The organism is Paenibacillus sp. J22P169, assembly GCF_059691995.1.
On the sequence record NZ_JCAUAO010000010.1, the window covers coordinates 22,065 to 43,680 of the forward strand.

Sequence of the window (21,616 nt, forward strand, 5' to 3'; positions counted from 1 at the left end):
CATGAGTGTGAGAGAAGCCTTTGTGAAGGCTTCTTCTTTTTTAGCGGAGCAAGGCGTCGCAGAGGCTTCGTCTTGCACGGAACTGCTGCTGCAGCACCTGCTCGGCGGCTGCAGTCGGACCGAGCTGCTGTTCCGCTGGTGGCAGGAACAGATGCCGGAAGAACTGGTCGCCACGTGGGACCAGCTCGTTGCCAGGAAGGCCGCGGGTGAACCGGTGCAATACATCACCGGTGAGCAGGATTTCTTCGGCCTTCCGTTTGAGGTGGGGCCGGCCGTGCTGATCCCGCGGCCGGAGACCGAGCTGCTCGTGGAGGCGTTGCTCCACGAGGGCTCGCGTCTGTTCCCGCAAGGCGCTCCGCTGCTTGCGGATGTGGGCACCGGGAGCGGCATCATCCCGGTGACGATTGCGCACGCGCGCCCTGCGTGGCGCGTGGCAGCCAGTGACATCTCCGCGGCAGCGCTGGAGATGGCTTTGAAGAACGCGCAGCGCCACGAAGTGGCTGCGCGGATCACGTGGCTCGAGGGTGACCTCCTCGAGCCCTATATTGAGCGCGGGCTCGCGCCGGATATTGTGGTGTCCAACCCACCCTATATCCCAGATGGCGACCTGCCGGCGCTGATGCCCGAGGTGCGGCTATTCGAGCCGCACACAGCTCTTTTCGGCGGTGTCGAGGGACTCGACCTGTACCGCCGCATGATCTCGCAGCTGCACCGGCTGCCACGAATCCCGACTGTGGTCGGGTTCGAGGTGGGCATCGGGCAGGCGGAGGCGGTTGCGGTGTTGCTGCGCGCCGCAGCGGACTGGATGGAGATCCGCTTTGTGCAGGATCTCCAGGGGATCGATCGCCATGTGATCGCGATCCGCTCTTCCGAGTAGCCGATTGCCTTCCAGGATCGGCTGCTTTCTTTCCGCCTGTTTCTTTGGCGGAGCAACTCTATCATTTTGCAAAAAATCATAGATTCATAGGTTTAGCCCCACCCACTATTGTCCATACTGGCTAGTAGATGACGGGAAAGGGGCTACTCTCCATGGTTAAGAGAACGGAGCGCCACTCAGTTAAAAGCCTATTATTCATTGCTTTTGCACTTATACTTATGATTATGTGTTGGGAATCCAATCGTACGAACGCGGCGGTAGTTTCGCCTACCATACCAGAGGAATCCATTCGTTTGCGTATTCTAGCAAATTCGGATTCTGCGCAGGACCAAGCTTTGAAACGCGAGATTCGTGATGCAATTATTGCCCGTATGGCGGAGTGGGTTGTTGGACCGCATTCCTTAGACGAGGCTAGAGCAGTCGTGAATGCACACTTGCCTGAGTTTCATGAACTTGTTGGACAAATGATTAAAGAACGCGGCTATAGCTATCCGTATACGGTGGAGCTTGGTGTTGTCCCTTTTCCAACCAAAATGTACGGAAATGACGTCTACCCAGCAGGGGATTATGAAGCTTTGCGTGTTGTAATTGGTTCTGGTGAAGGTCAGAATTGGTGGTGTGTGCTGTTCCCGCCGTTATGCTTTGTTGATTCCGTATCGGGCGAAGCCGTAGCTTCGGCTGCAGTTGTGGCCAAAACCACGGATGAGAACGGCAAGGAAAAGCAGCCGGCTAAAGAAAATAAGGCTAAAGCTAGTGAAACATCGTCTGCCAAAAAGAAAGACGAAGTCGTTAGTAAAGATAAAGCATCTTCGACAGAGAAGGTTGCAAAGAAAGACGCAAAAGTTGAGGTAGTAGCAGCTTCAGTTTCAGCTTCCACGACCGAAGAGCCAGCTCAACCGAAAGTGAAGTTCTTCATTTGGGAAATGTTTAAAGCGATCTTTTCGTGGTTCAGCTAAACTTAATAACCTGCAATTATACCTCTTTATATCATATTTACGGATACATATTTCATTTCATACAAGTAAGGATGAGAGTGATTGTGACAATCTACTGGAACGTGGATCAAGGAGCGACAAGCGCAACAGCGCAGTATATAGCAGAGGCAGCGAAACTTCTGCAACAAGGCGATACGGTCGCTTTTCCGACCGAAACGGTGTACGGACTTGGAGCGGATGCGACGAATACCGCAGCGGTTCTACAGATTTTCGCCGCAAAGGGAAGGCCCTCTGATAATCCTCTGATTGTACATATAGCTGATGAGAAGCAGCTCCCAAGCCTGGTTCAGCCAGATAGTCTAACAACGCATCATCTAGCGATTATGAAGGCTTTCTGGCCTGGACCTTTAACCATTGTGCTACCTGTACTTGCAGGTAGCCTTTCGCCGTTGGTTACAGCGGGTCTGCAAACGGTTGGTATTCGTATACCAGATCATCCTGTTGCCTTGCAGCTGCTGCGAGAAACGGGACTGCCGATAGCGGCACCAAGTGCGAATAGCTCAGGCAGACCGAGCCCGACCCTAGCATCGCATGTGCGTGATGATTTGGACGGGAAGATTGGTGGAATCGTAGATGGTGGTGCAACGGGTGTTGGCGTTGAATCCACGGTTATTCAACTTGTTGACAGCGAGCTATACATTCTGAGACCGGGTGGCGTGACAGCGGAGCAGCTGCAAGTCGTTTTGCCGGATCTGCCTATTCATGTTTCTGAGCCGACAGAGGTAGAAGCCTCGGATATCCCTCGTGCTCCAGGTATGAAGTACACACATTATGCGCCGAAGGGCTTTATGCACATCGTTCAAGGGGATGATGTGCAGGAAGTCTCCGCATGGATTCAACAAGATATTGATGCTGCGAAGGCACGTGGAGAATCGACGGGGATTCTCACTTTTGAAGAAAGAGTACGGGGGTATCGCGCTGATCTCGTTCTCGCGTGCGGCTCCTTATCAGAACCAGATTCGATTGCACGGGAGCTATATAGCGCTCTGCGGACTTTTGATCACAAAGGCATTAGCTATATTGTTGCAGAAGGTGTCCCGGATTCAGGTATTGGCAGCGCGATAATGAATCGACTGCTCAAAGCAGCGGGGCATGAGCGTATCCGTCTCTAATTAGCATGATTCCCAGTTTGTCCGCATATCTTGAGAAAGAATCGTGGACAAGGGGGATCGTGCTATGCTCGCATCTGGGATACAAGTTGGGCAACTCATGACAATTGGAATAATGGCGATTGCTTTGGGCCTGGATGCTTTTTCGTTAGGAATTGGCATAGGAATGAAGGGCATTCGTTTGTTGGATATTTTGAAAATTAGCATTGTTATCGGACTTTTCCATGTGCTCATGCCGCTGATGGGGATGTTTATGGGGCAATATGTTTCCCTCCTTCTGGGTAACGTTGCGACGGCCGCAGGGGGATGTTTACTTATTTTGCTTGGAGCCCATATGGTATACAGCTCGATACGCGGGGAAGAAGCGACGGCCTTCGATCATCGGACGCTATGGGGGCTTATCATATTTGCCCTCAGTGTTAGTATAGATTCATTCTCTGTGGGTGTTTCGCTGGGGATGTTTGCCACGGATATTGTGCTCACAGTGCTCATCTTTGGTTTGTTTGGCGGGTTGCTTTCGATAGCGGGCTTGCTATTAGGCAGACGGGTTAGCGGTTGGGTAGGCGAATACGGCGAGGCATTCGGCGGACTTATCTTATTAGGGTTTGGGATCAAGTTTTTACTATGATACAATACGGGTAATCACGGACGGTGCATCCGTTTATTTCAAAATTTTAGATTTTTTTTGTTTCACACAAAAAGTTAGCTAAATTTCTATATAAACGCATCCCTCCTAAGTGGAGGGGGAGTCGTTTATTTCGGGAGGATTTCATGTTGCGAATTCTATTTGTCTGTACAGGAAATACGTGCCGCAGTCCGTTAGCTGAAGGTTTGCTGCGTATGAGGGTGCGTCAAGAGGGGCTTGCGGCGGAGGTTCGTTCGGCAGGTGTATCTGCGATGACGGGGGGCCCGATTTCAAGGAATAGCCAGTCTCTTCTTCATGAAGCGGGTTTTAAGGAATCGATAAGTTCTCTAGCGATTAGCGCCGCGGATGTCGATTGGGCGGATCTGATCCTGACGATGACGACAGGACACAAACGCACGGTGATTGGGCGCTTTCCTCATGCGGTCGAGAAGACCTATACGCTCAAAGAGTATGTAGAGGACGATGATCGAATTCTCAAGGCGATTGAAGAAAGGGAGCAACTTGCGACAGAGCTTCAGCTTAAACAGGCGCTGTCCCAAACCGTATCCATAGAAGAAAGAAGTCGTATGTATACACTGGAGAACACAATTCCAGATTATGATATTTCCGATCCTTATGGCGGATCATTAGCCGATTATCGGTACACAGCTGAGGAAATTAGCCGAAGCTTAGATAAATTGGTGAAAAAATTACGCTAACCTTAGGTAATCAATGGGATAGGCCAATAGAGCTTTACACATCGCAGGGAATGCGATAAAATATAGGTAACAAGCAAGACTCAATGTAACTGGCGACGAGTGGGGTTAACCACAATGGAGCATTGAGCTATACGGCCGGTCGCCTGGGCAAAAGAGCAACGCGCGTTTTTTAGCGTGTGCGCTCTTTTTTTCGTTTTTGGTGAGCTTTGGGATATAATAGGATGGTCGAATTCGAACAGTCAAAAAGGAGCGTTTTATTCATGAAAATTGCTTTAGGTGCAGATCATGCAGGCTATCGTTTGAAAGATGTTATCATTCCTTTTATTGAATCATTAGGTCATCAAGTGATCGATTTCGGATGCAGCTGCGGCGATTCCGTCGATTATCCGGATTATGCACTTCAAGTTTGCGAAAAAGTTGTTTCGGGAGAAGCAGACAAAGGGATTCTGCTTTGTGGAACAGGCATTGGGATGTCTATTGCTGCCAATAAGGTTCCGGGAATCCGCTGTGCACTTGTGCATGACCTTTTCTCCGCGAAAGCGACACGTGAACATAATGATACGAACGTGCTAGCGATGGGTGAGCGAGTAGTTGGACCTGGCGTAGCGGAAGAAATCGTCAAAATCTGGTTGGAAACCGAGTTTTCAGAAGGTGTCCGCCATAAGAATCGAATCAACAAAGTGCAGAGCATCGAAGATCGTTTCACGGTACATCCCTAGAAATGAGGGAGCACAATGACAGATTCTATGTTTGACCCTATAGCAGCAGCGGTTGCGGTAGAAGCAAACTTGCGGGCGCTGGTTGAGGTTGCTGGGCTTCGCCCTGGGAACATATTAGTGATCGGCACGAGCACGAGTGAAATTCTCGGGCATCAGATCGGTACCTCAGGTACGCTGGATGCGGCGAAGCCGATTTTCGAGACGGTTAAGCGCATTTGCGGCGAGTTCGGTCTGTTTGCGGCTTATCAGTGCTGCGAGCATCTGAATCGTGCGCTGGTCGTGGAGGAAGAGCTGCTGACGCTAGCGCCGCAGCATGAGCCGGTTTCCGTGATTCCCGTGCCGAAGGCCGGGGGCTCGATGGCTTCCTATGCGTACAGACACTTCGCAAAGCCGGTCGTTGTCGAGACGATTCAGGCGCATGCGGGCATCGATATTGGCTCAACGCTGATCGGGATGCATCTGCGCAGAGTCGTTGTTCCCGTAAGGCCGCCGGTTCGGCATATTGGCCAGGCTTATGTCACGATGGCCTTCGCGCGGCCGAAGCTGATCGGTGGTACAAGAGCTGTGTACTCCGCAGATCTGGCGGATCAACTTTATCAACAAGCTGCACCTGATGCAGATTGCTAATTTATTTTTGACTATCATCCTTAGGAGGAATTCCATATGACAAACTTTTTGAGCAAGCAAGATCCGAAAATCGTAGAAGCGATGAACCTTGAGCTAGGCCGTCAACGCGACAAAATTGAGCTAATTGCTTCCGAGAACATCGTAAGCCAAGCGGTTCTTGAAGCTATGGGTACTGTACTTACGAACAAATACGCAGAAGGCTACCCAGGCAAAAGATACTATGGTGGCTGTGAGTACGTAGACATCGTGGAAGACATCGCTCGTGACCGCGCGAAAGAGCTTTTCGGTGCTGAGCACGCGAACGTTCAACCGCATTCCGGCGCACAAGCGAACATGGCTGTTTACTTGGCTGCTCTAAACCCTGGTGATACAGTTCTTGGTATGAACCTTGCGCATGGTGGTCACTTAACACATGGTAGCCCTGTCAATGCTTCCGGTATCCTTTACAACTTCGTAGCTTACGGCGTAAGTGAAAAAGATTTCCGCATCGACTATGATGATGTTCGCAAAGCAGCTTTCAAACATAAGCCTCGCATGCTCGTAGCTGGTGCAAGTGCATACCCGCGTACGATTGATTTCGAAGCATTGGCTTCGATCGCTAACGATGTAGGCGCTTTGTTCTTCGTTGATATGGCGCACATTGCGGGTCTAGTTGCAGCTGGCTTGCATCCGAACCCAGTGCCACACGCACATTTCGTAACAACTACAACACACAAAACGCTTCGTGGTCCTCGCGGCGGTATGATTCTTACTAAGAAAGCTTGGGCTGCAGCGATTGATAAAGCGGTATTCCCTGGTTCCCAAGGCGGACCTTTGATGCATACGATCGCAGCTAAAGCTGTTTCCTTCGGTGAAGCTCTTCAACCAGACTTTAAAGTATACGGTCAAAATGTTATCAGCAATGCACAAGCTTTGGCGACGGCTCTTACAGCTGAAGGCATCAACCTTGTTTCCGGTGGTACGGATAACCACTTGATGTTGGTTGACTTGCGCAACCTGAACATCTCAGGTAAAGACGCTGAGCACGTGCTTGATGAAATCGGTATTACAGCGAACAAAAACGCGATTCCTTTCGACCCAACTAGCCCGTTCATTACAAGCGGTATCCGCTTAGGTACACCAGCTGTGACTTCCCGCGGAATGGACGAAGAAGCAATGAAAACAATCGCGAAAGTTATTGCTCTTACGTTGAAAAATCCAAAAGACGAAGCTACGCTTGAGAAAGCTCGTGGCATGGTGTCCGATCTAACGGCGCAATTCCCACTTTACCCAGGTTTGACGTACTAATCTTTATTTGCAGGGGCCAGCTCATTGGAGCTGGTCTTTTTTGTACGTTTATATTGGTCGAACCCCAAGCCCCCATCCCGATACTCACCTCTAACCCAACTACGACCCAACCTAACCCAACTTAATTCAGCAATCCAGCTTACTCAACGCACGAAATTCGATCACTCAACTCGCTAAACTCACTCAACCCACTCAACCCACTCAACCCACTCAACCCACAGACCCACAGACCCACAGACCCACCAAACTCACTCAACCATCAAACCCACAAACCCACAAACCCACAAACCCACAAACCCACAAACCCACAAACCCACAAACCCACAAACAGACCAAACTCACTAACTCACCAACTCACTAACTCACCAACCTCCCCTTCCCGTAATCTAACTGGATTATCTCCATCTATTTGAATCATATTTCTCAGATTTGACCGAATAACTGTATTTCTTACAGTTAATTTTCTCCCCTTAGCTCGATTCATCAAATCCTCAATAAATTAGCTGTACCTTTTCCATCTATTCGCGAAAACACATCGGATTTTAGCAAACTAGCTGTAGTTTCTACAGCTAAACATTCGTCCATAGTCTCCGTGTGAGACAAACTTAAGTGCTGAGGCAGTTCCTGCCTATATCCAAGCAAATGTATGATCGTGTGAGATCACACATCCCAAAACTTCAAACCATCTTACGAAAATATGAAACCTTTCATCGTGGCATACCCCTTACACTGATTCTGTACCAATGTAAACCCTTACACAGGTAGGAGAGGTGTGCATGAATTTTCAGGAGATGCTTCGGCCAGTGCCGGCCCAAGCGAAGTTCGAGCTAGAAGGATGGCATGTTTGGTGTGGTTCAATGACACAAGATGCGGAGGGGAGGTATTATTTGTTCTACTCGCGTTGGCCTGAAAGCGCTGGTTTTGAAGCCTGGGTCACGCATTCCGAAATTGCCTATGCGGTCGCCGACAATCCGTTAGGCCCATTCCACCACGTGGACACGGTTTGGACCTGCAGAGATGACACAGCGAGCTGGGACAGGGATGTGGTGCACAATCCAGCGATGTTACGCCACGGCAATCGTTATTATCTGTATTACATGGGGACGCATGGCCCCGATTTTGATCTTGACCAACCTGCCGATGAGGCAACATGGTGGACGTATCGCAACCATCAACGTATCGGCGTTGCCGTGGCTGATCATCCAGCAGGTCCATGGACTCGTGGAACATCTCCAGTGTTGGATGTCTCACCAGGAGAGTGGGATGGTCTCATGACGAGCAACCCTACGGTGTGCGAGACCTCTGACGGCCGTATCCTGATGATGTACAAAGGTGTGGCTGAGGGTCCTCCGCCAAAGGGAGGGGCAGTTAACGCAGGCGTAGCCTTTGCTGACCAGCCACTGGGACCCTTTCACAAGCAGCTAGAGCCAACGGTGACGAACCCTACGAACGATTGGGCGGTAGAAGACCCTTACGTATGGTGTCAGGGCAATGAGTACTATGCATTGATGAAGGATTTCCAGGGTTATTTTACAAAATCAGAACGTGGTTCAGTGGCCTTATTTGAATCATCAGACGGCATTGTGTGGCGGCCTTCGCGGCATGTGCTCGCTTTCGATTTACAGATTCATTGGGCCAATCAAGCCACACAAGTCGTGACTCGACTGGAACGTCCCCAACTATGGTTCGATGAGCACGGGAAGCCTGTTGTCCTGCTGTGCGCCGTTCTTGAACGGGAGGGAAGCCGAACGTACAACATCCAAATTCCATTAGGAGGAGATTCATAATGAATTTGAAATGGCTTAGTCCGCTTCGCACTGTACTAGTCAATCCGCTCCGAACTGTTTTGCCCGCCTGCTTGTTGGCCACAGCGACCCTATCGACCATTTCGCCTACCCCAGCCTCAGCAACGGCACCAGCTGGTTACGCGTTATATTATGCTGATGAATTTGACGATACAGCGATTAATGAGAACGACTGGATGTACCGCGACGCAGGGCCTTATTCACTAGGCTACAATCGCAAGGAGAATGTACGTGAATCAGGCGGCTCCTTGCACATTGATTTTAAGCGTGAGCAGATTAACGGCACGTGGTACAACACTTGCGGTGGCTTAGTTTCGAAGAAATTGTTCGGCTATGGCTATTATGAGACAAGAGCGAAGCTGTTTAATTCCACGACAGGGCTGCATTCCTCCTTCTGGAGTATGGGGCTAAGTAATCATATCGCCGCGAATAACATAACCGGATTGACTGCCGAAATAGCTGCTGGTAATTTGCCATTCTATAATCAGGCAACGGAGATTGACGGTTTCGAGCATGACTCCGCCAATGGCTACTATGATACGGGGACGATCACGTACATTCCGGGCTACAGCTCGCCGCGTCAGAGTGTGAGTGTTACACCAGATGTGTGGCACGTGTATGGTTACGAATGGACCCCGACGGCGATTAAATTCTATCTGGACGGTACACTCGTCAACACAATCAATACGACGACGACACCGATGCCATTTGCGCCAGCGAATTTTTGGCTGACAGCGCTGGGCTACAAGACAGTCTCGGATTACACGAAGCTACCAGGTGAAAGTGAGTTCGACTACTTCCGTTTTTACGCGAAGAGCTACCCTAATGCCAACCTTCTGGGCAATCCTCAGATGGAGTTTACGGTGAAGGACACATCCAAGGGCTATACCGATCAGGATACACCCAGCTGGATCGAGACGTACGATAAAGATGCGAGCTTCATGACTACGACGGATGCACATACGGGAACGCGTTCCTTGAAGCACGCTAAGGCCAGCAATTATCTGGTTACGACGAAACAGAATCTCAATGGTATCACCAATGGCACCTATCAGCTCAGTGCTTGGGTGAAGAGCTCTGGCGGCCAGTCGCAGGCCTTGATGCGTGTGCTGAACTATGGCGGAACGGAGATGAACATCACGGTTCCAACAACAAGCACGTGGACACAAATCACGTTGAATAACATCCCCGTGACCAATGGTCAGGCAACGATTGCCTTTACGTCCAATGCCACTTCTACACAATGGATGCTCGTTGATGACGTAAGCTTCACTGAGATCTCGGCGACAACGGTGTATGAAGCAGAGTCTCTGCCAGTCACGGTATCCTCGGGCGACTCACAAACGAATTACACAGACGCCCCAGCGAGCGGTGGTTCATTCAATAACTTGAACGGCAATGGGGTTGGCGATTACGTTCAATACACGGTGAATGTGCCGCAGACAGGGACGTATACCGTCTACGTGGGCAATCGCAAAGCATTCAATAAAGGGACCTATCAGCTCGCAGTTAACGGCACCAATCTGGGTTCAACGGTAGATCAGTATGCCGCAACTTCTGGGTATACGGAGTCCAACTTGGGTACCGTGACGTTCAGTACCACAGGCAACCAGACGTTCCGATTCACTGTAACTGGCAAGAATGCATCCGCCAGCACCTATAATCTGGCTTACGATTACATGACACTCGTCAAAAATTGATCTAGAAAAGCCGTCTCTCTATCGGGAGACGGCTTTCGTATTTCCGAAGATTTTAGACCATCTGCCAAAGATATGAAAAGGATCGCCCCTTTCGCGGCGCTACAATAAAAGTATAACAAACAGAGAGAGGAGAGGCAGCTCATGCATCGAACGATGAACCTGCTGCGAAGATACGGTGTGATGTATGCCCTATTAATTCCGGGCTTGCTGTACTTTGCGGTATTCAAATATGTGCCGATGGTGTACATCGCCGCTGCATTTAAGAACTACAACGTCCTGCAAGGACTATGGGAAAGTCCGTGGGTCGGCTGGCAGAACTTTCATCTATTTTTCGATGGTGTGTATGTTAAGCAAATTATCGGAAACACCATTCTGATCTCGTTTTACAAGCTCGTATTTTCGTTTCCAGCACCGATTATTCTAGCGCTAATGCTCAATGCCGTCACTTCAACGGGGTTCAAAAGGACCATCCAAACCCTGACCTACTTGCCTCACTTTCTGTCATGGGTCATTATTTACGGCCTGCTGGTGGCTTTCCTTGCACCTGGAACAGGGCTAGTTAACCAGTTGTTAACCGCCTTCCACTTAGACCGCATTTCCTTCTTAACAGAGTCGGGTCTAATTCGAACGCTCATCGTCACAACGGACATTTGGCAGTCGGTCGGTTGGGGAGCCATCATTTACTTGGCAGCGCTCACCGGAATCGATCCGAGCCTTTACGAGGCAGCCACGATGGATGGCGCGTCCCAGTCCCGTCAGTTATGGCATATCACACTTCCGGGTATTCGCAACGTCATTATTCTCATGCTCGTGCTGCGGCTTAGTGCCATTCTTGATGTTGGTTTTGATCAAATCTTCATCATGCTCAATCCGCTTAATCAAGAGAAGGCCGATGTTATCGAGACATGGGTGTATCGGGTCGGTTTACAAGAGGGACGCATTGGACTTGCTACCGCTGTCGGGTTGTTTAAATCAGTAATCGGTTTCGTGCTCGTACTGGGTGCGAATCGGATTGCCAAAAAATTCGACGGACAAATCTGGTAGAAGGAGGAATCATCCATGCGTCACATGATCACTGGCGACCGACTCGCCCAAGGCGTTAACTATTTGCTGCTCAGCCTGCTCGCTGCTTCTTGTGTACTGCCGTTCCTGTATGTAATCAGCGTCTCACTGACACCGATATCCGAGTTCATTAAGAAAGACGGTCTGGTCATTATCCCGACACATACCACACTGACAGCTTACCGAGAGATTATGCAAGGGGGCCGATTACTCGATGCCTACCAAGTTACCCTTTTTCGTGTCATTGTCGGTACGCTCCTGAACCTAATGTTCACCGTCATTACAGCACTTCCGCTCTCACGCAAAGCGTTACCTGGTCGAAGCGGGTTCCTGCTTTTTATCGTATTCACCATGCTGTTCAACGGCGGTATTATTCCGGGTTACTTGCTCGTGAAAAATATAGGACTCCTCAATTCCGAATGGTCACTCATCATTCCTGGACTGATCAATGCGTTCTATCTCATGATTGTGAAAAGCTTTTTCGAACAGCTGCCAGAGGCCATTGACGAGGCCGCTCGTATTGATGGAGCAGGTGAAATCTCCATTCTGGTACGTATCGTAATCCCACTGTCCGTACCGATTATCGCGACGATTGGCCTTTTCTACGCGGTGTGGCACTGGAACAGTTATTTCGATGCCCTGCTCTACATCAACTCCCCAGAGAATCAGCCTGTACAGCTATTTCTAAGGCAGATTTTACTCGCCTCTGTGGCGATTAGTGGTGACGCTGCTGAAGCAGCCAACTCAGTGAACCCGATTTCGGTCCAAATGGCGTCCGTCGCCATTACAACGTTACCGATTCTGGTTGTGTATCCGTTCATCCAAAAGCATTTTACCCGAGGTGTTCTGCTTGGCTCTGTGAAAGGTTAATGTGGGGCCAAAATCGATGATATCTAGAGGCAACTCTCGATATAGCATGTATAATAGACTAAAGGGAGAGGTTCAAGATGAAAAAGAATTACGCAAGTGCGTTGCTTAGTATGACTGTAATCCTAGGGGTTGTTGCTGCAGGCTGCAGCAAGGCTGAGAATACGGCTTCACCAAGCGCGAGCGTTGCCCCCTCTACTGGAGCGGCACAAACGGCAAAGCCGCAGGAAGCTGACAAGAAGTACAAAGTTAGCTTTTATAATACGGTCGGTTATCGGTTAACAACGCCAATGCCAGCGAAAGAGCAGGATCCGATTCGTCAAATGATCGAGAAAGATAATAATATGGATCTCGACATGATCATGGGTGGTGAGAACTGGAAGGATAAGCTCAATCTGCTGATCTCCTCCAATCAAATTCCCGATATCGTCTCTTTCCCAGACCGTGCATCAGCGATTAAATACTACGATCAAGGCTTACTGGCCGATCTCGATGATTTGTTGAAGGAGTTTCCAGAGCTTCCGAAGGCATTCGACCCTTCGCGCCTCGAGCCTATGAAATATAAAGGACATACGATTGGTTTACCAGCTTCCGAAGCCGTTGGCGGAGTGAATGGTTGGTGGATCAACAATACATGGCTCAAAAAGTTGAACCTGTCGGTTCCGACTAATCCACAAGAGTTGCTCAACGTTATGAAAGCGTTCACTTTCAACGATCCAGACGGTAATGGTAAGAACGATACTTATGGCTACGTCGCGATGCTGCCGAAGGACGGCTCACTGGGTTACAGCACGAGTGGTGCGCAAGGCTTCCAGCAGATTTTTTGGATGTACGGTGTACAGCCTAATTTCGTGGATGTCAAAGACGGTAAGGTTGTTGTCTACAACACCGATGCGAAAACGAAGGAAGCACTGACTTTCATTAAAGAAATGATTGATGCGAAAGTTGTTGATCCTGACTGGGTAACCATTGACGACGGGCTGAAACGTGATAATAAAATGTACCAAGGTAAGGTTGGTATTATGATCGAAGACTGGCGCCGTTCGGAGCCTGCAGAAACGAAGAAAATGCAAGATGCCGGAGGAAGTGTGCCGGACTGGAAGCAAATCGCGCCTCCAAAGGGGCCATACGGTGATCAAATTCTTGACGTGAAGCCATTCCAACAGTCACTCATTGGACTTTCGAAGGAAGCGATGAAGGATACAGGCAAAGCTAAGCGCGCGATGCAGTTCATTCAATATCTATACAGCAATAAAGACGCATATCCATTCTTAGCCTATGGGATCAAAGATAAGTCCTTTACTGTGACGAATGGCACACCGAAGCTCATTGATAGATCCACTTACAACGAGAAGGAAATTGAGTGGCGTTATAACTATGCCTTTGTTCGCAAAGCAACGGACAGCGTGTACTTCGACTTCCAAAAACCTGATATCACGAACGCGAACCAGAAGATTAACACCAGCTATTTGAAGGAAAACAACGTAAATCCACGTGTTTTTGACGATCCGGCTGACCCAATGTCGCAAGATCGCCTCAAATATGCCAATGAAATGATGCTCAAATTCGTAACGGGAAAAGAGCCTCTGACGAACTGGGATACGTACGTGAAGACGCTGCAGGACAAATTTAAGCTGAACGATGCGATTGCCAATTATACGAAGCAGCTTCAAGGTGACGGTGTTATAAAATAAAAAGGGTAGGAAGAAGAGGAGATACCTCCTCTTTTTTCCATATTTCTATCTATAGGTTAGCTACAAGGGGTGCGCACATGCGGGATTGGATCAAGAAGTGGTTTCACAACATATCATTCCGACTGTTTCTGGTCTGTTTCGTCTTCGTGCTCAGCTCGGAGGCTATTCTAAGCGGTTTATCCTACCGCTATATTAAGAATGAAATTACGTCGAGTCAGCTCAACCAAGCGACACAGTTGCTGCATAAGGAAGAGGAATATATTGATCTGTACTTTCTTCTTGTGCAAAATACGATCGGGCAACTCTCCACTTCAGCTGCTTCGTGGCGCAATGATCTGACGGCTGCGCAAGCTGCCTTGGAGAATGCGTATCGTGAGAACTCGGTCATGCTGACAGACGTGTATGTGATTCGCAAGGATTTGTCCATTCTGGGCGGAAATCCTGTAACCAAGGTCATTAACGACCCTCGAGATGATCGTGATCCCCTATATAAAATGGCCTACAGTAACGCCTACGGGGCCGTGACGGTTAGCCAGCCGTACCAGAATTTCTTCTCTGGTTGGACTGTCACTTTCACCAAAGCGATTACCATAGCGGGTGAACCAATGGCCGTGGCTGTGGATTTGAATCTAACTGCATTGCAGGAGCGATTGCAGAAGATTGGCGGCGGCAGCAACGATCTGCAGTTAGGCATCATGGACAAAGAAGGACGCGTCATTCTGGAGCCAGCGGGCAGCCGCCTGTTCAGTATCGTCGATCATCGCCTGCGCTTTGATGACCGCGATGGTCGGGAGCTCGTGGAGTCCAAGGACGACGTCTTTAATGAGCATATGAACGGAACCGCTGTGACCATTATGAAGAGCATTAATCCACGTACGAAGTGGATCGTATTTGCTTTTTATGATGGAACGGTGCTGCAAACCTCGCTCAAGCGGATGGAGACATTTTTCATAAGCTTGCTGTTGCTTGGCTTCTTGCTTAGTGCCCTGACAGCCGGCTTCGTTGCACGCATGATTCGAACGCCTGTGTACTATCTCATCCGCAAAATAAGCCAAGTTCGTCACGGTGATTTGAACGTTAATATTACGAGCACACGCCGTGATGAGTTCGGCAAGCTGGCAGAAACGTTCGATGATATGCTGCGCCAAATCAGGACCTTGATTGAGCACGTGAATCATGGTGAGCGCAAGAAGAAAGAGTTAGAGATTCAAGTATTGCAATCGCAAATCAATCCTCATTTTCTGTACAATACGCTGGGTTCGATCTCGAATGTGGTCGCATTTGGCCGCTACCACGAGGTGGATAACATTATAGAGGCGCTGATTTCGATTTTGGAATATGGAATTACGGAGTTTTCTGACCGTGTCAGCTTGGAGCAGGAGCTTCGAAATGTGAAGAATTATTTATATATTCAGAAGATCCGATACGACTGTGAATTTGAGCTTAAGGAAGATATCGACCCAGTGACCTTACAGCTTCCTGTTCTTCGCATGGCGCTTCAGCCGATTGTGGAGAACAGTATTTTTCACGGATATGCCGGAGGTCGTAAGCCAGGAGCGATTCAATTGTCTGCCATTCGTCGCGAAGGTAATCTCATTATTGCAGTGAAGGATGAAGGCATCGGCATGATGGCTGACAAGGCAATGGAGCTATTGCTGGCGGATCCTGTAGAGAAAACCTTTGATCATCGGAAACGAATTGGGTTGTACAACATCCATCAACGAATCCGTTTGAACTACGGAGAGCCTTATGGGCTTAGCGTATGGAGCGAGCCAGGGCGTGGAACCTGTGTAACACTGACATTCCCAGACGATACAGCACAAGATCAGCTTGAGGAACGCGGAAGGGGGGAGGCGCAATGAGAGAGGTAACTTGCCTCATTGTGGATGATGAGCCGCCGATGGTACAGCGGTTAGAGACCTATTTCGAGCGCTGGGCGGAGCGGCGGATGCCATTCCGACTTGTTGGTCGTGCTTATTCGGGCGTCGAAGCCTTGGAGAAGGCTGCGGAGCTGCGTCCTGATCTCATAATCACGGATATCGTGATGCCTGGCATGGACGGGATTGAACTCGTTCGTCAGCTTCGGGAACGTTTACCTGGCGTGGAAGTCATCATCCTAAGCGCCTATTCTGACTTTGCATATGCCAAACAAGCGATTGCCATGGGTGTGTTTGAGTATTTGGTCAAGGTGCCTCTGCGTGAAGAAGATGTACGCACAGCCTTGTCCAAAGCGCGTAATAATGTGATCGCTCGCGAAGAGAAGGAGCTGCGGCTGCAAAGCCTTAGCGGATCGGTGAAGGAGAATTCGTATCGTCTGCGCAAGCATCTGCTTGAAGAGCTGCTGCGTGGCGAGGTATCGGATCCGGTCATGGATCGCCGAAGCGCAGAGCTGGTGCCGAGTTTTGAACCGCGGCAGTATGGGTGCTTTGCTGTGCGTTTTGATAATTACGATGTATTCTGCTCGGAGTATTCACCAGCGGACCGTAACATGCTCAAGTACGGCATGTTGAATATTATTGAGGAAGTGCTGCGGGAGAAAGGGAGCTGCTTTGCTTGTGAGCTGCAACAGGGCGTCATGGTGGCCCTTGCTACGATACGGGCAGGAAGCGAACAATTGTTCGACCGGAACTGCTACGAGCTTGGGGAAAGTATCCGTGACGCTATCAAAACCTATTTGCGGATATCCGTATCGATAGGCGTGAGCCGGATGTATAACGGTTGGGGGGCTGCTTCAAGAGCTTATGAGGAGGCAAAAGGTGCCCTTGCAGACACCTTCTATGCCAACTTTGGCACGGTGGTTACGCCGAACCGGCGGATAGGCTACACCGAGAGCGACTGGCGTGAGCTTACAGAACGCTTCGAGCAAACGCTTGAGCGATCAAGCCCGAAGTCTGGAGGCGAAGCGATTGCGCCTCTACTTCATGTGCTGCATAGCCACCGGGTTATCCCAGGCAAGCTGCTGGGCTATGTTGAGGGCTGGTGTGCGCGGCTTCGCCAGCGGCTGCTGTCAGTCGAGCATGGAGATGCAGCTGATGTGGTCACATTTGCGGACTGCACGCATCTGCATCAGCTGGTGGAGCGGCTGCGGATGGAGTGGGAACGACTTCATGCGCGAGCAGAAGGAAGCGGCCTGCGCGCTGAAATGGTGAAGGCGATGCGTTTCGTTGAGGACCACCTGAAGGAATCGATTTCCCTCAGCGTCGTAGCGGAGCATATTCATTTGAATCCGTCCTATGTGAGTGAGCTTTTCAAGAAAGAGTTAGGGATCAATTTCACCGACTACGTCTCCAAGCGCAGGATTGAGCGGGCTATCGAGCTGCTGCGTAAGAGCGATTATTCCAATTTAGAGCTGGCAGAGGCTGTTGGCGTTCATAATGAGAAGTATTTTTGTACCTTGTTCAAAAAAATAACCGGGACCTCTCCGCAGAAGTTTGTCGCGGCAAGCTGGAGGGATTGACGAGGAGAGAGTTGCTTTGCTATCGAAGGAAGCTCGAAATCGAAAAGATGACCAAAATCAATTCGAAGAATCGATTTTTCAGAATCCGCCTGCTGCTTATAGAAGCACACCCTTCTGGTCATGGAACGACAAGCTGGAACCCGAGGAACTTCGCAGGCAAATTGGCGAGATGAAGCGGGCAGGATTAGGTGGTTTCTTCATGCATACGAGACAGGGGCTGCTTACCCCCTATATGGGCGAGGCATTTCTGGATGCTGTTGAGATATCAGCGGAAGAAGCTAAGATTCAGGGGCTCGAGGCCTGGTGCTACGATGAGAATGGCTGGCCTAGCGGAACGGCGAATGGCGTTGTGCCGGCATTAGGAGTCTCTTATCAGCAGAAGTCGTTGGAGGGAATTCGGGTCAAGAGAGAGGATGCCTTCCAGCAGGTTGAAGCGCTTAGGCAGGATCTAGACTTTATGTACCTGCTTGTTCGTCGAGAGAACGAGCAGCAGTGGCGGGTGCAAGCGGCAGCTGATCATGAGGATTGGGATGTAGGTCTGGTTGTCATGTGCCGCGTGAATCCTTACTATATTGATATTCTTTTTGAACAAGCGATGGAGGCCTTCCTTCAGGCATGCCATGAGGTTTACTTTCAGCGTCTGGGGGAACGTTTCGGTGAGAGAGGCATGCCCGGCATTTTCACCGATGAGTTTAAGTTCTCCGGCATTCCTTGGTCCGTTGATTTCGATCAGTCGTACGCAGAGCGTTACGGAGAGTCGGTTGCGAATGCGATCGGTTGGCTGCTTACAGAAGTAGATGAGTCTTTGAACGATACCGCATATCGAGCACGCTATCAGTTCTGGCGTCTAGTGAGTGAAAGGTTTCGAACATCAGTTCGATTAGTAGCTGACTGGTGCGAATCACATGGCTGGCAGCTGACAGGTCACTTCATGGGCGAAGATACCCTCATGGACCAAATGCAGTATACCGCAGGGGTCATGCCATTGTATGAGCGAATGCACATGCCAGGTATCGATATGCTGGGGCGAACGCCGCGCAGCGTCCTGCTGCCAAAGCAGGCTGCCTCGGTAGCGCGGCAGTTAGGCAAACCATTCGTGATTACAGAAACCTTCGGCTGTTGTGGCTGGAATTTAAGCTTTCGCGAGATGAAAAAGATCGCCGAATGGCAGTTTGTCCTAGGCGTGAACCGACTATGCCCGCATCTGCAATCGTATTCGATTCGCGGGGTTAGGAAGCGGGATTATCCGCCTTCGCTTTATGTTCAGCAACCCTGGTGGGACGTGTATAGCCAGTTTAATGATTACTTTGCTAGGCTTACGTATTTGTTGACCCTCGGGAAGGCGGTTCCAGGGATTCTTGTGCTGCATCCGATTCGATCAGCTTGGCTGCTGCAAAGCATGAGGGATGTTAGTGCTGTGGAGCACTTGCAGGCCGGGATAGATGAGTTAGCAAATGAATTATTAGCGCTTCAGCGTGATTTCGATTACGGGGACGAGGCGTTGATTAGAGAATACGGGAGCATTTCGGATGGGCTGTTACAGGTCGGTTCCCAACAATACGCAACGGTCATCGTGAGTGATGTGCTAACGCTGGAGACTTCAACCTTTGAATTGCTGCATTCGTTCGCAGAAGCTGGGGGAAAGGTCATCCTGGTGGGTGAAGCTCCTCTATATTTGGAAGGCAAAAGGAGCGACAAGTTGGCATCCTGGTTTATGAGCGATCGTGTGGTTCATATTGCGGAATCCATGGACTTGGGTGAGCAGGTGCAGGTTCGCAGGGATTGGCTGCCAGAAGAGGGTACGTCACAGGAAGCTTTACGAAAGCTTTATGTGCAGGAGCGGCGTTTGCCAGGCGTGACATTGCTGTATGCTGTGCATACGGGTGATACCGAGATAATCGAGTTGAAGATTCCTGCGTCTGATCGACGAGTATGGATGGAGATGGATTTGAAAAATGGGGAAAAGGCCGAAGCTGATACACGCACACTGTCGACAAGTTTGAAGTTTGCCCCAGGCGATTCGAAGCTCTTCACCGTTTGGGACAGCGTGAATGTGACGGAATCAGCACCGGCTGAGGCTTCCCTTGGACATTCGCTCTCGGCAGCCCCTTCACCCATTGAGAAGATATTCTCAGCAGTTGAAAGTAACAACATGGATGCTCCATGGGATTATCAGTTGTCAGCACCTAATGCCCTAACCCTAGATTATGCCGCCTATCGTTTGGATGGAGGAGAGTGGTCATCTCCAACTTATGTGCTGAACATCCAAGAGCAGTGCATCGCGATGCAACGTCCCGTGCATATTGAGTTGGAGTTCACTTTCGAGACGGATGCTGAGCTGATGCGCCTTACTGATCGTTCGCTCTGGAGGCTCGCGGTCGAACGTCCTGAGCATTGGAGGCTGGAGGTTAACGGACAGCTTCTCCGGGCCGAAGACGCTGACGACTGGTTTGGCGGTGATCGCAGCTTCCCTGCGTTGGGGATCGGTGAGTACGTGCGGGAGGGTCGTAATCGTATCCGCATGTCGGGACCCTTTTATTGTAAGGAAGAGGTGTATCAGTTCTTCGGTGTGGCAGGTGCCAACTTAGCCCCGATACGCAATAAGCTCACGTTCGATGTCGAGATTGAAAGCATTTATGTTTTAGGACCGTTTGCTGTGAAACCGCATAAGGGCTGGGAGCGGGCGGAGCGTGAGGCGTTGTGGACGGAAGGTCCATTCATTTTGACTACACTGCCGAAACAGCTGTATCTGACGGATGTCACGACGCAGGGATTGGTGTTTTATGCGGGTCGTATCACTGTAAGCAAAATCATCACCTTACCCGAGCATGTTTTGAAACGTATAGGGGATGAGGGCAGCAGGCTCGTCCTACAGTGGGATGCTATGCGCTGTCCAGCTGTGAACATCACGGTGAATGGCGGAACCACCCATACGATTCTTTGGGGAGCCCAGCAGTTGGATCTTTCAGAGGAAGTATCGGATGCTCCTGTGCAGCTTCGTATCGAGTTGCTGACCAGTGGACGCAATACCTTCGGGCCTCATCATCATCTAAAAGGTGAAGTAACCTTCGTCGGACCGACTAGCTTTACCGATAAAATCGGTTGGGTTGATGCTGGGGCCGACAAGATTTGGACCGATCGCTACTGTTTTGTCAGCTGTGGGCTGACGGGTGTTCAATTTCTGCTTATTAACGCCAGCTAAACCTCATATTCAAACCCTTGTTTGAGCCCATTCTTCGATTGGAGTATGCGGCTCACGAGGGTTTTTTGTCATGATTTTATATCCGCAGCAAAACCCTGCATATTGTTGGTTCTATAGCAGATAAGTTGGATAACATATGATATAATGGACGAGGTTTGCCTGACCTACAAGCTTAATTTAGGAGGAACATATGGGTACAGTACATATTTGCGATCATCCGCTTATCCAGCATAAGCTTACTTATATTCGGGATGAGAACACGACAACGAAGGATTTCAGAGCGCTTGTCGATGAAGTTGCTACATTAATGGTTTATGAAATTACAAGGGATCTTCCACTGCAGCAAGTGCAAGTGAAAACCCCGGTTACAACAGCAGATTGCCATGTTATTTCGGGTAGAATGTTAGGTCTGATACCTATTTTACGAGCAGGGCTTGGGATGGTTGACGGTGTGTTAAAGCTCATGCCAGCTGCAAAAGTAGGACATGTTGGCCTCTATCGCGATCCGGATACGCTTCAACCTGTTGAGTACTATGTGAAGCTGCCTACCGATGTATTGGAGCGGGATTTGCTTGTTATTGATCCAATGCTCGCTACAGGCGGATCTGCCAACGCAGCAATTGAGGTGCTGAAACGCAGAGGCTGTACACGTATCAAGCTGATGTGCCTCATTGCTGCACCTGAGGGCGTAGCTTCTGTGCAGAAAGAACATCCAGACGTTGATATTTACGTCGCAGCTGTTGATGACCATTTGAATGATCATGGCTATATTGTGCCAGGTCTCGGGGATGCTGGGGATCGTTTGTACGGTACTGATTAATTTGCCTAAGTAATGGTTACGAAGTTAGTTTTCCTCACGGAAAACTTTAAA

Annotated in this window: 17 protein-coding genes and 1 riboswitch; all 17 genes read left to right on the top strand. The window is 49.8% G+C overall.

All coding sequences use genetic code 11. The annotated features are described in order from the left end of the window. Position 1: 1 nt before the first annotated feature. The 17 genes from prmC to upp all read left to right on the top strand — a co-directional run bounded on the left by prmC (position 2) and on the right by upp (position 21,565). A complete protein-coding gene (gene prmC, locus AC58QG_RS30165; RefSeq protein ID WP_497365752.1) occupies positions 2 to 877 on the top strand; it encodes a peptide chain release factor N(5)-glutamine methyltransferase in 876 nt (291 codons plus the stop codon). Between the two features lie 152 nt (positions 878 to 1,029). After that, positions 1,030 to 1,833, top strand: a complete 804-nt coding sequence (spoIIR, locus tag AC58QG_RS30170; protein ID WP_497365753.1) for a stage II sporulation protein R — start codon at positions 1,030 to 1,032, stop codon at positions 1,831 to 1,833. Between the two features lie 83 nt (positions 1,834 to 1,916). Next, positions 1,917 to 2,984 carry an L-threonylcarbamoyladenylate synthase gene (locus tag AC58QG_RS30175; RefSeq protein WP_497365754.1) on the top strand — a complete coding sequence of 356 codons (1,068 nt, stop codon included), beginning with the start codon at positions 1,917 to 1,919 and terminating at the stop codon, positions 2,982 to 2,984. 64 nt (positions 2,985 to 3,048) lie between these two features. Continuing rightward, positions 3,049 to 3,609, top strand: a complete 561-nt coding sequence (locus tag AC58QG_RS30180) for a manganese efflux pump MntP (RefSeq protein WP_497365755.1) — start codon at positions 3,049 to 3,051, stop codon at positions 3,607 to 3,609. Positions 3,610 to 3,752: 143 nt separating this feature from the next. Further along, a complete protein-coding gene (locus AC58QG_RS30185) occupies positions 3,753 to 4,325 on the top strand; it encodes a low molecular weight protein arginine phosphatase (RefSeq protein ID WP_497365756.1) in 573 nt (190 codons plus the stop codon). Between the two features lie 75 nt (positions 4,326 to 4,400). Beyond that, positions 4,401 to 4,481: riboswitch (ZMP/ZTP riboswitch) on the top strand. A gap of 104 nt (positions 4,482 to 4,585) precedes the next feature. Continuing rightward, a complete protein-coding gene (rpiB, locus tag AC58QG_RS30190) occupies positions 4,586 to 5,044 on the top strand; it encodes a ribose 5-phosphate isomerase B (RefSeq protein ID WP_056611733.1) in 459 nt (152 codons plus the stop codon). 15 nt (positions 5,045 to 5,059) lie between these two features. After that, positions 5,060 to 5,671 (top strand): TIGR01440 family protein, encoded by a 612-nt coding sequence (locus AC58QG_RS30195; protein WP_497365757.1) that lies wholly within the window; start codon positions 5,060 to 5,062, stop codon positions 5,669 to 5,671. Positions 5,672 to 5,707: 36 nt separating this feature from the next. After that, positions 5,708 to 6,958: a serine hydroxymethyltransferase gene (gene glyA / locus AC58QG_RS30200; RefSeq protein ID WP_497365758.1), complete on the top strand. Its 1,251-nt coding sequence runs from the start codon at positions 5,708 to 5,710 to the stop codon at positions 6,956 to 6,958. Between the two features lie 776 nt (positions 6,959 to 7,734). Beyond that, on the top strand, positions 7,735 to 8,745 hold the full coding sequence (locus AC58QG_RS30205) for a glycoside hydrolase family protein (RefSeq protein ID WP_497365759.1): 1,011 nt from the start codon (positions 7,735 to 7,737) through the stop codon (positions 8,743 to 8,745). After that, positions 8,745 to 10,463 carry a family 16 glycosylhydrolase gene (locus tag AC58QG_RS30210; protein WP_497365760.1) on the top strand — a complete coding sequence of 573 codons (1,719 nt, stop codon included), beginning with the start codon at positions 8,745 to 8,747 and terminating at the stop codon, positions 10,461 to 10,463. Before AC58QG_RS30205 ends, AC58QG_RS30210 begins: the two co-directional genes overlap by 1 nt. A 141-nt stretch (positions 10,464 to 10,604) precedes the next feature. Beyond that, a complete protein-coding gene (locus AC58QG_RS30215; RefSeq protein ID WP_497365761.1) occupies positions 10,605 to 11,507 on the top strand; it encodes an ABC transporter permease in 903 nt (300 codons plus the stop codon). A 15-nt stretch (positions 11,508 to 11,522) separates the two neighbouring features. Continuing rightward, positions 11,523 to 12,395 (top strand): carbohydrate ABC transporter permease, encoded by an 873-nt coding sequence (locus AC58QG_RS30220; RefSeq protein WP_497365762.1) that lies wholly within the window; start codon positions 11,523 to 11,525, stop codon positions 12,393 to 12,395. 77 nt (positions 12,396 to 12,472) lie between these two features. Further along, positions 12,473 to 14,086, top strand: coding sequence for a type 2 periplasmic-binding domain-containing protein (locus tag AC58QG_RS30225; RefSeq protein WP_497365763.1), 1,614 nt, complete (start codon positions 12,473 to 12,475; stop codon positions 14,084 to 14,086). 77 nt (positions 14,087 to 14,163) lie between these two features. Then, a complete protein-coding gene (locus AC58QG_RS30230) occupies positions 14,164 to 15,948 on the top strand; it encodes a cache domain-containing sensor histidine kinase (RefSeq protein WP_497365764.1) in 1,785 nt (594 codons plus the stop codon). Further along, positions 15,945 to 17,543 (top strand): response regulator, encoded by a 1,599-nt coding sequence (locus AC58QG_RS30235; RefSeq protein ID WP_497365765.1) that lies wholly within the window; start codon positions 15,945 to 15,947, stop codon positions 17,541 to 17,543. Before AC58QG_RS30230 ends, AC58QG_RS30235 begins: the two co-directional genes overlap by 4 nt. A 16-nt stretch (positions 17,544 to 17,559) precedes the next feature. Further along, the gene (locus AC58QG_RS30240; RefSeq protein WP_497365766.1) at positions 17,560 to 20,745 is read left to right on the top strand and encodes a glycosyl hydrolase; all 3,186 of its coding nucleotides are present in this window, start codon (positions 17,560 to 17,562) and stop codon (positions 20,743 to 20,745) included. A gap of 190 nt (positions 20,746 to 20,935) precedes the next feature. After that, on the top strand, positions 20,936 to 21,565 hold the full coding sequence (gene upp / locus AC58QG_RS30245) for a uracil phosphoribosyltransferase (protein WP_497365767.1): 630 nt from the start codon (positions 20,936 to 20,938) through the stop codon (positions 21,563 to 21,565). Positions 21,566 to 21,616: the final 51 nt, after the last annotated feature.

What these genes read in the sequence shown, in the direction of transcription:
- AC58QG_RS30230 (WP_497365764.1), top strand. Translation starts at nt 14,164, where the DNA reads ATGCGGGATTGGATCAAGAAGTGGTTTCACAACATATCATTCCGACTG.
- AC58QG_RS30235 (WP_497365765.1), top strand. Translation starts at nt 15,945, where the DNA reads ATGAGAGAGGTAACTTGCCTCATTGTGGATGATGAGCCGCCGATGGTA.
- upp (WP_497365767.1), top strand. Translation starts at nt 20,936, where the DNA reads ATGGGTACAGTACATATTTGCGATCATCCGCTTATCCAGCATAAGCTT.
- AC58QG_RS30205 (WP_497365759.1), top strand. Translation starts at nt 7,735, where the DNA reads ATGAATTTTCAGGAGATGCTTCGGCCAGTGCCGGCCCAAGCGAAGTTC.
- rpiB (WP_056611733.1), top strand. Translation starts at nt 4,586, where the DNA reads ATGAAAATTGCTTTAGGTGCAGATCATGCAGGCTATCGTTTGAAAGAT.
- prmC (WP_497365752.1), top strand. Translation starts at nt 2, where the DNA reads ATGAGTGTGAGAGAAGCCTTTGTGAAGGCTTCTTCTTTTTTAGCGGAG.
- AC58QG_RS30195 (WP_497365757.1), top strand. Translation starts at nt 5,060, where the DNA reads ATGACAGATTCTATGTTTGACCCTATAGCAGCAGCGGTTGCGGTAGAA.
- AC58QG_RS30220 (WP_497365762.1), top strand. Translation starts at nt 11,523, where the DNA reads ATGCGTCACATGATCACTGGCGACCGACTCGCCCAAGGCGTTAACTAT.
- AC58QG_RS30185 (WP_497365756.1), top strand. Translation starts at nt 3,753, where the DNA reads ATGTTGCGAATTCTATTTGTCTGTACAGGAAATACGTGCCGCAGTCCG.
- glyA (WP_497365758.1), top strand. Translation starts at nt 5,708, where the DNA reads ATGACAAACTTTTTGAGCAAGCAAGATCCGAAAATCGTAGAAGCGATG.
- AC58QG_RS30225 (WP_497365763.1), top strand. Translation starts at nt 12,473, where the DNA reads ATGAAAAAGAATTACGCAAGTGCGTTGCTTAGTATGACTGTAATCCTA.
- AC58QG_RS30210 (WP_497365760.1), top strand. Translation starts at nt 8,745, where the DNA reads ATGAATTTGAAATGGCTTAGTCCGCTTCGCACTGTACTAGTCAATCCG.
- AC58QG_RS30215 (WP_497365761.1), top strand. Translation starts at nt 10,605, where the DNA reads ATGCATCGAACGATGAACCTGCTGCGAAGATACGGTGTGATGTATGCC.
- AC58QG_RS30180 (WP_497365755.1), top strand. Translation starts at nt 3,049, where the DNA reads ATGCTCGCATCTGGGATACAAGTTGGGCAACTCATGACAATTGGAATA.
- spoIIR (WP_497365753.1), top strand. Translation starts at nt 1,030, where the DNA reads ATGGTTAAGAGAACGGAGCGCCACTCAGTTAAAAGCCTATTATTCATT.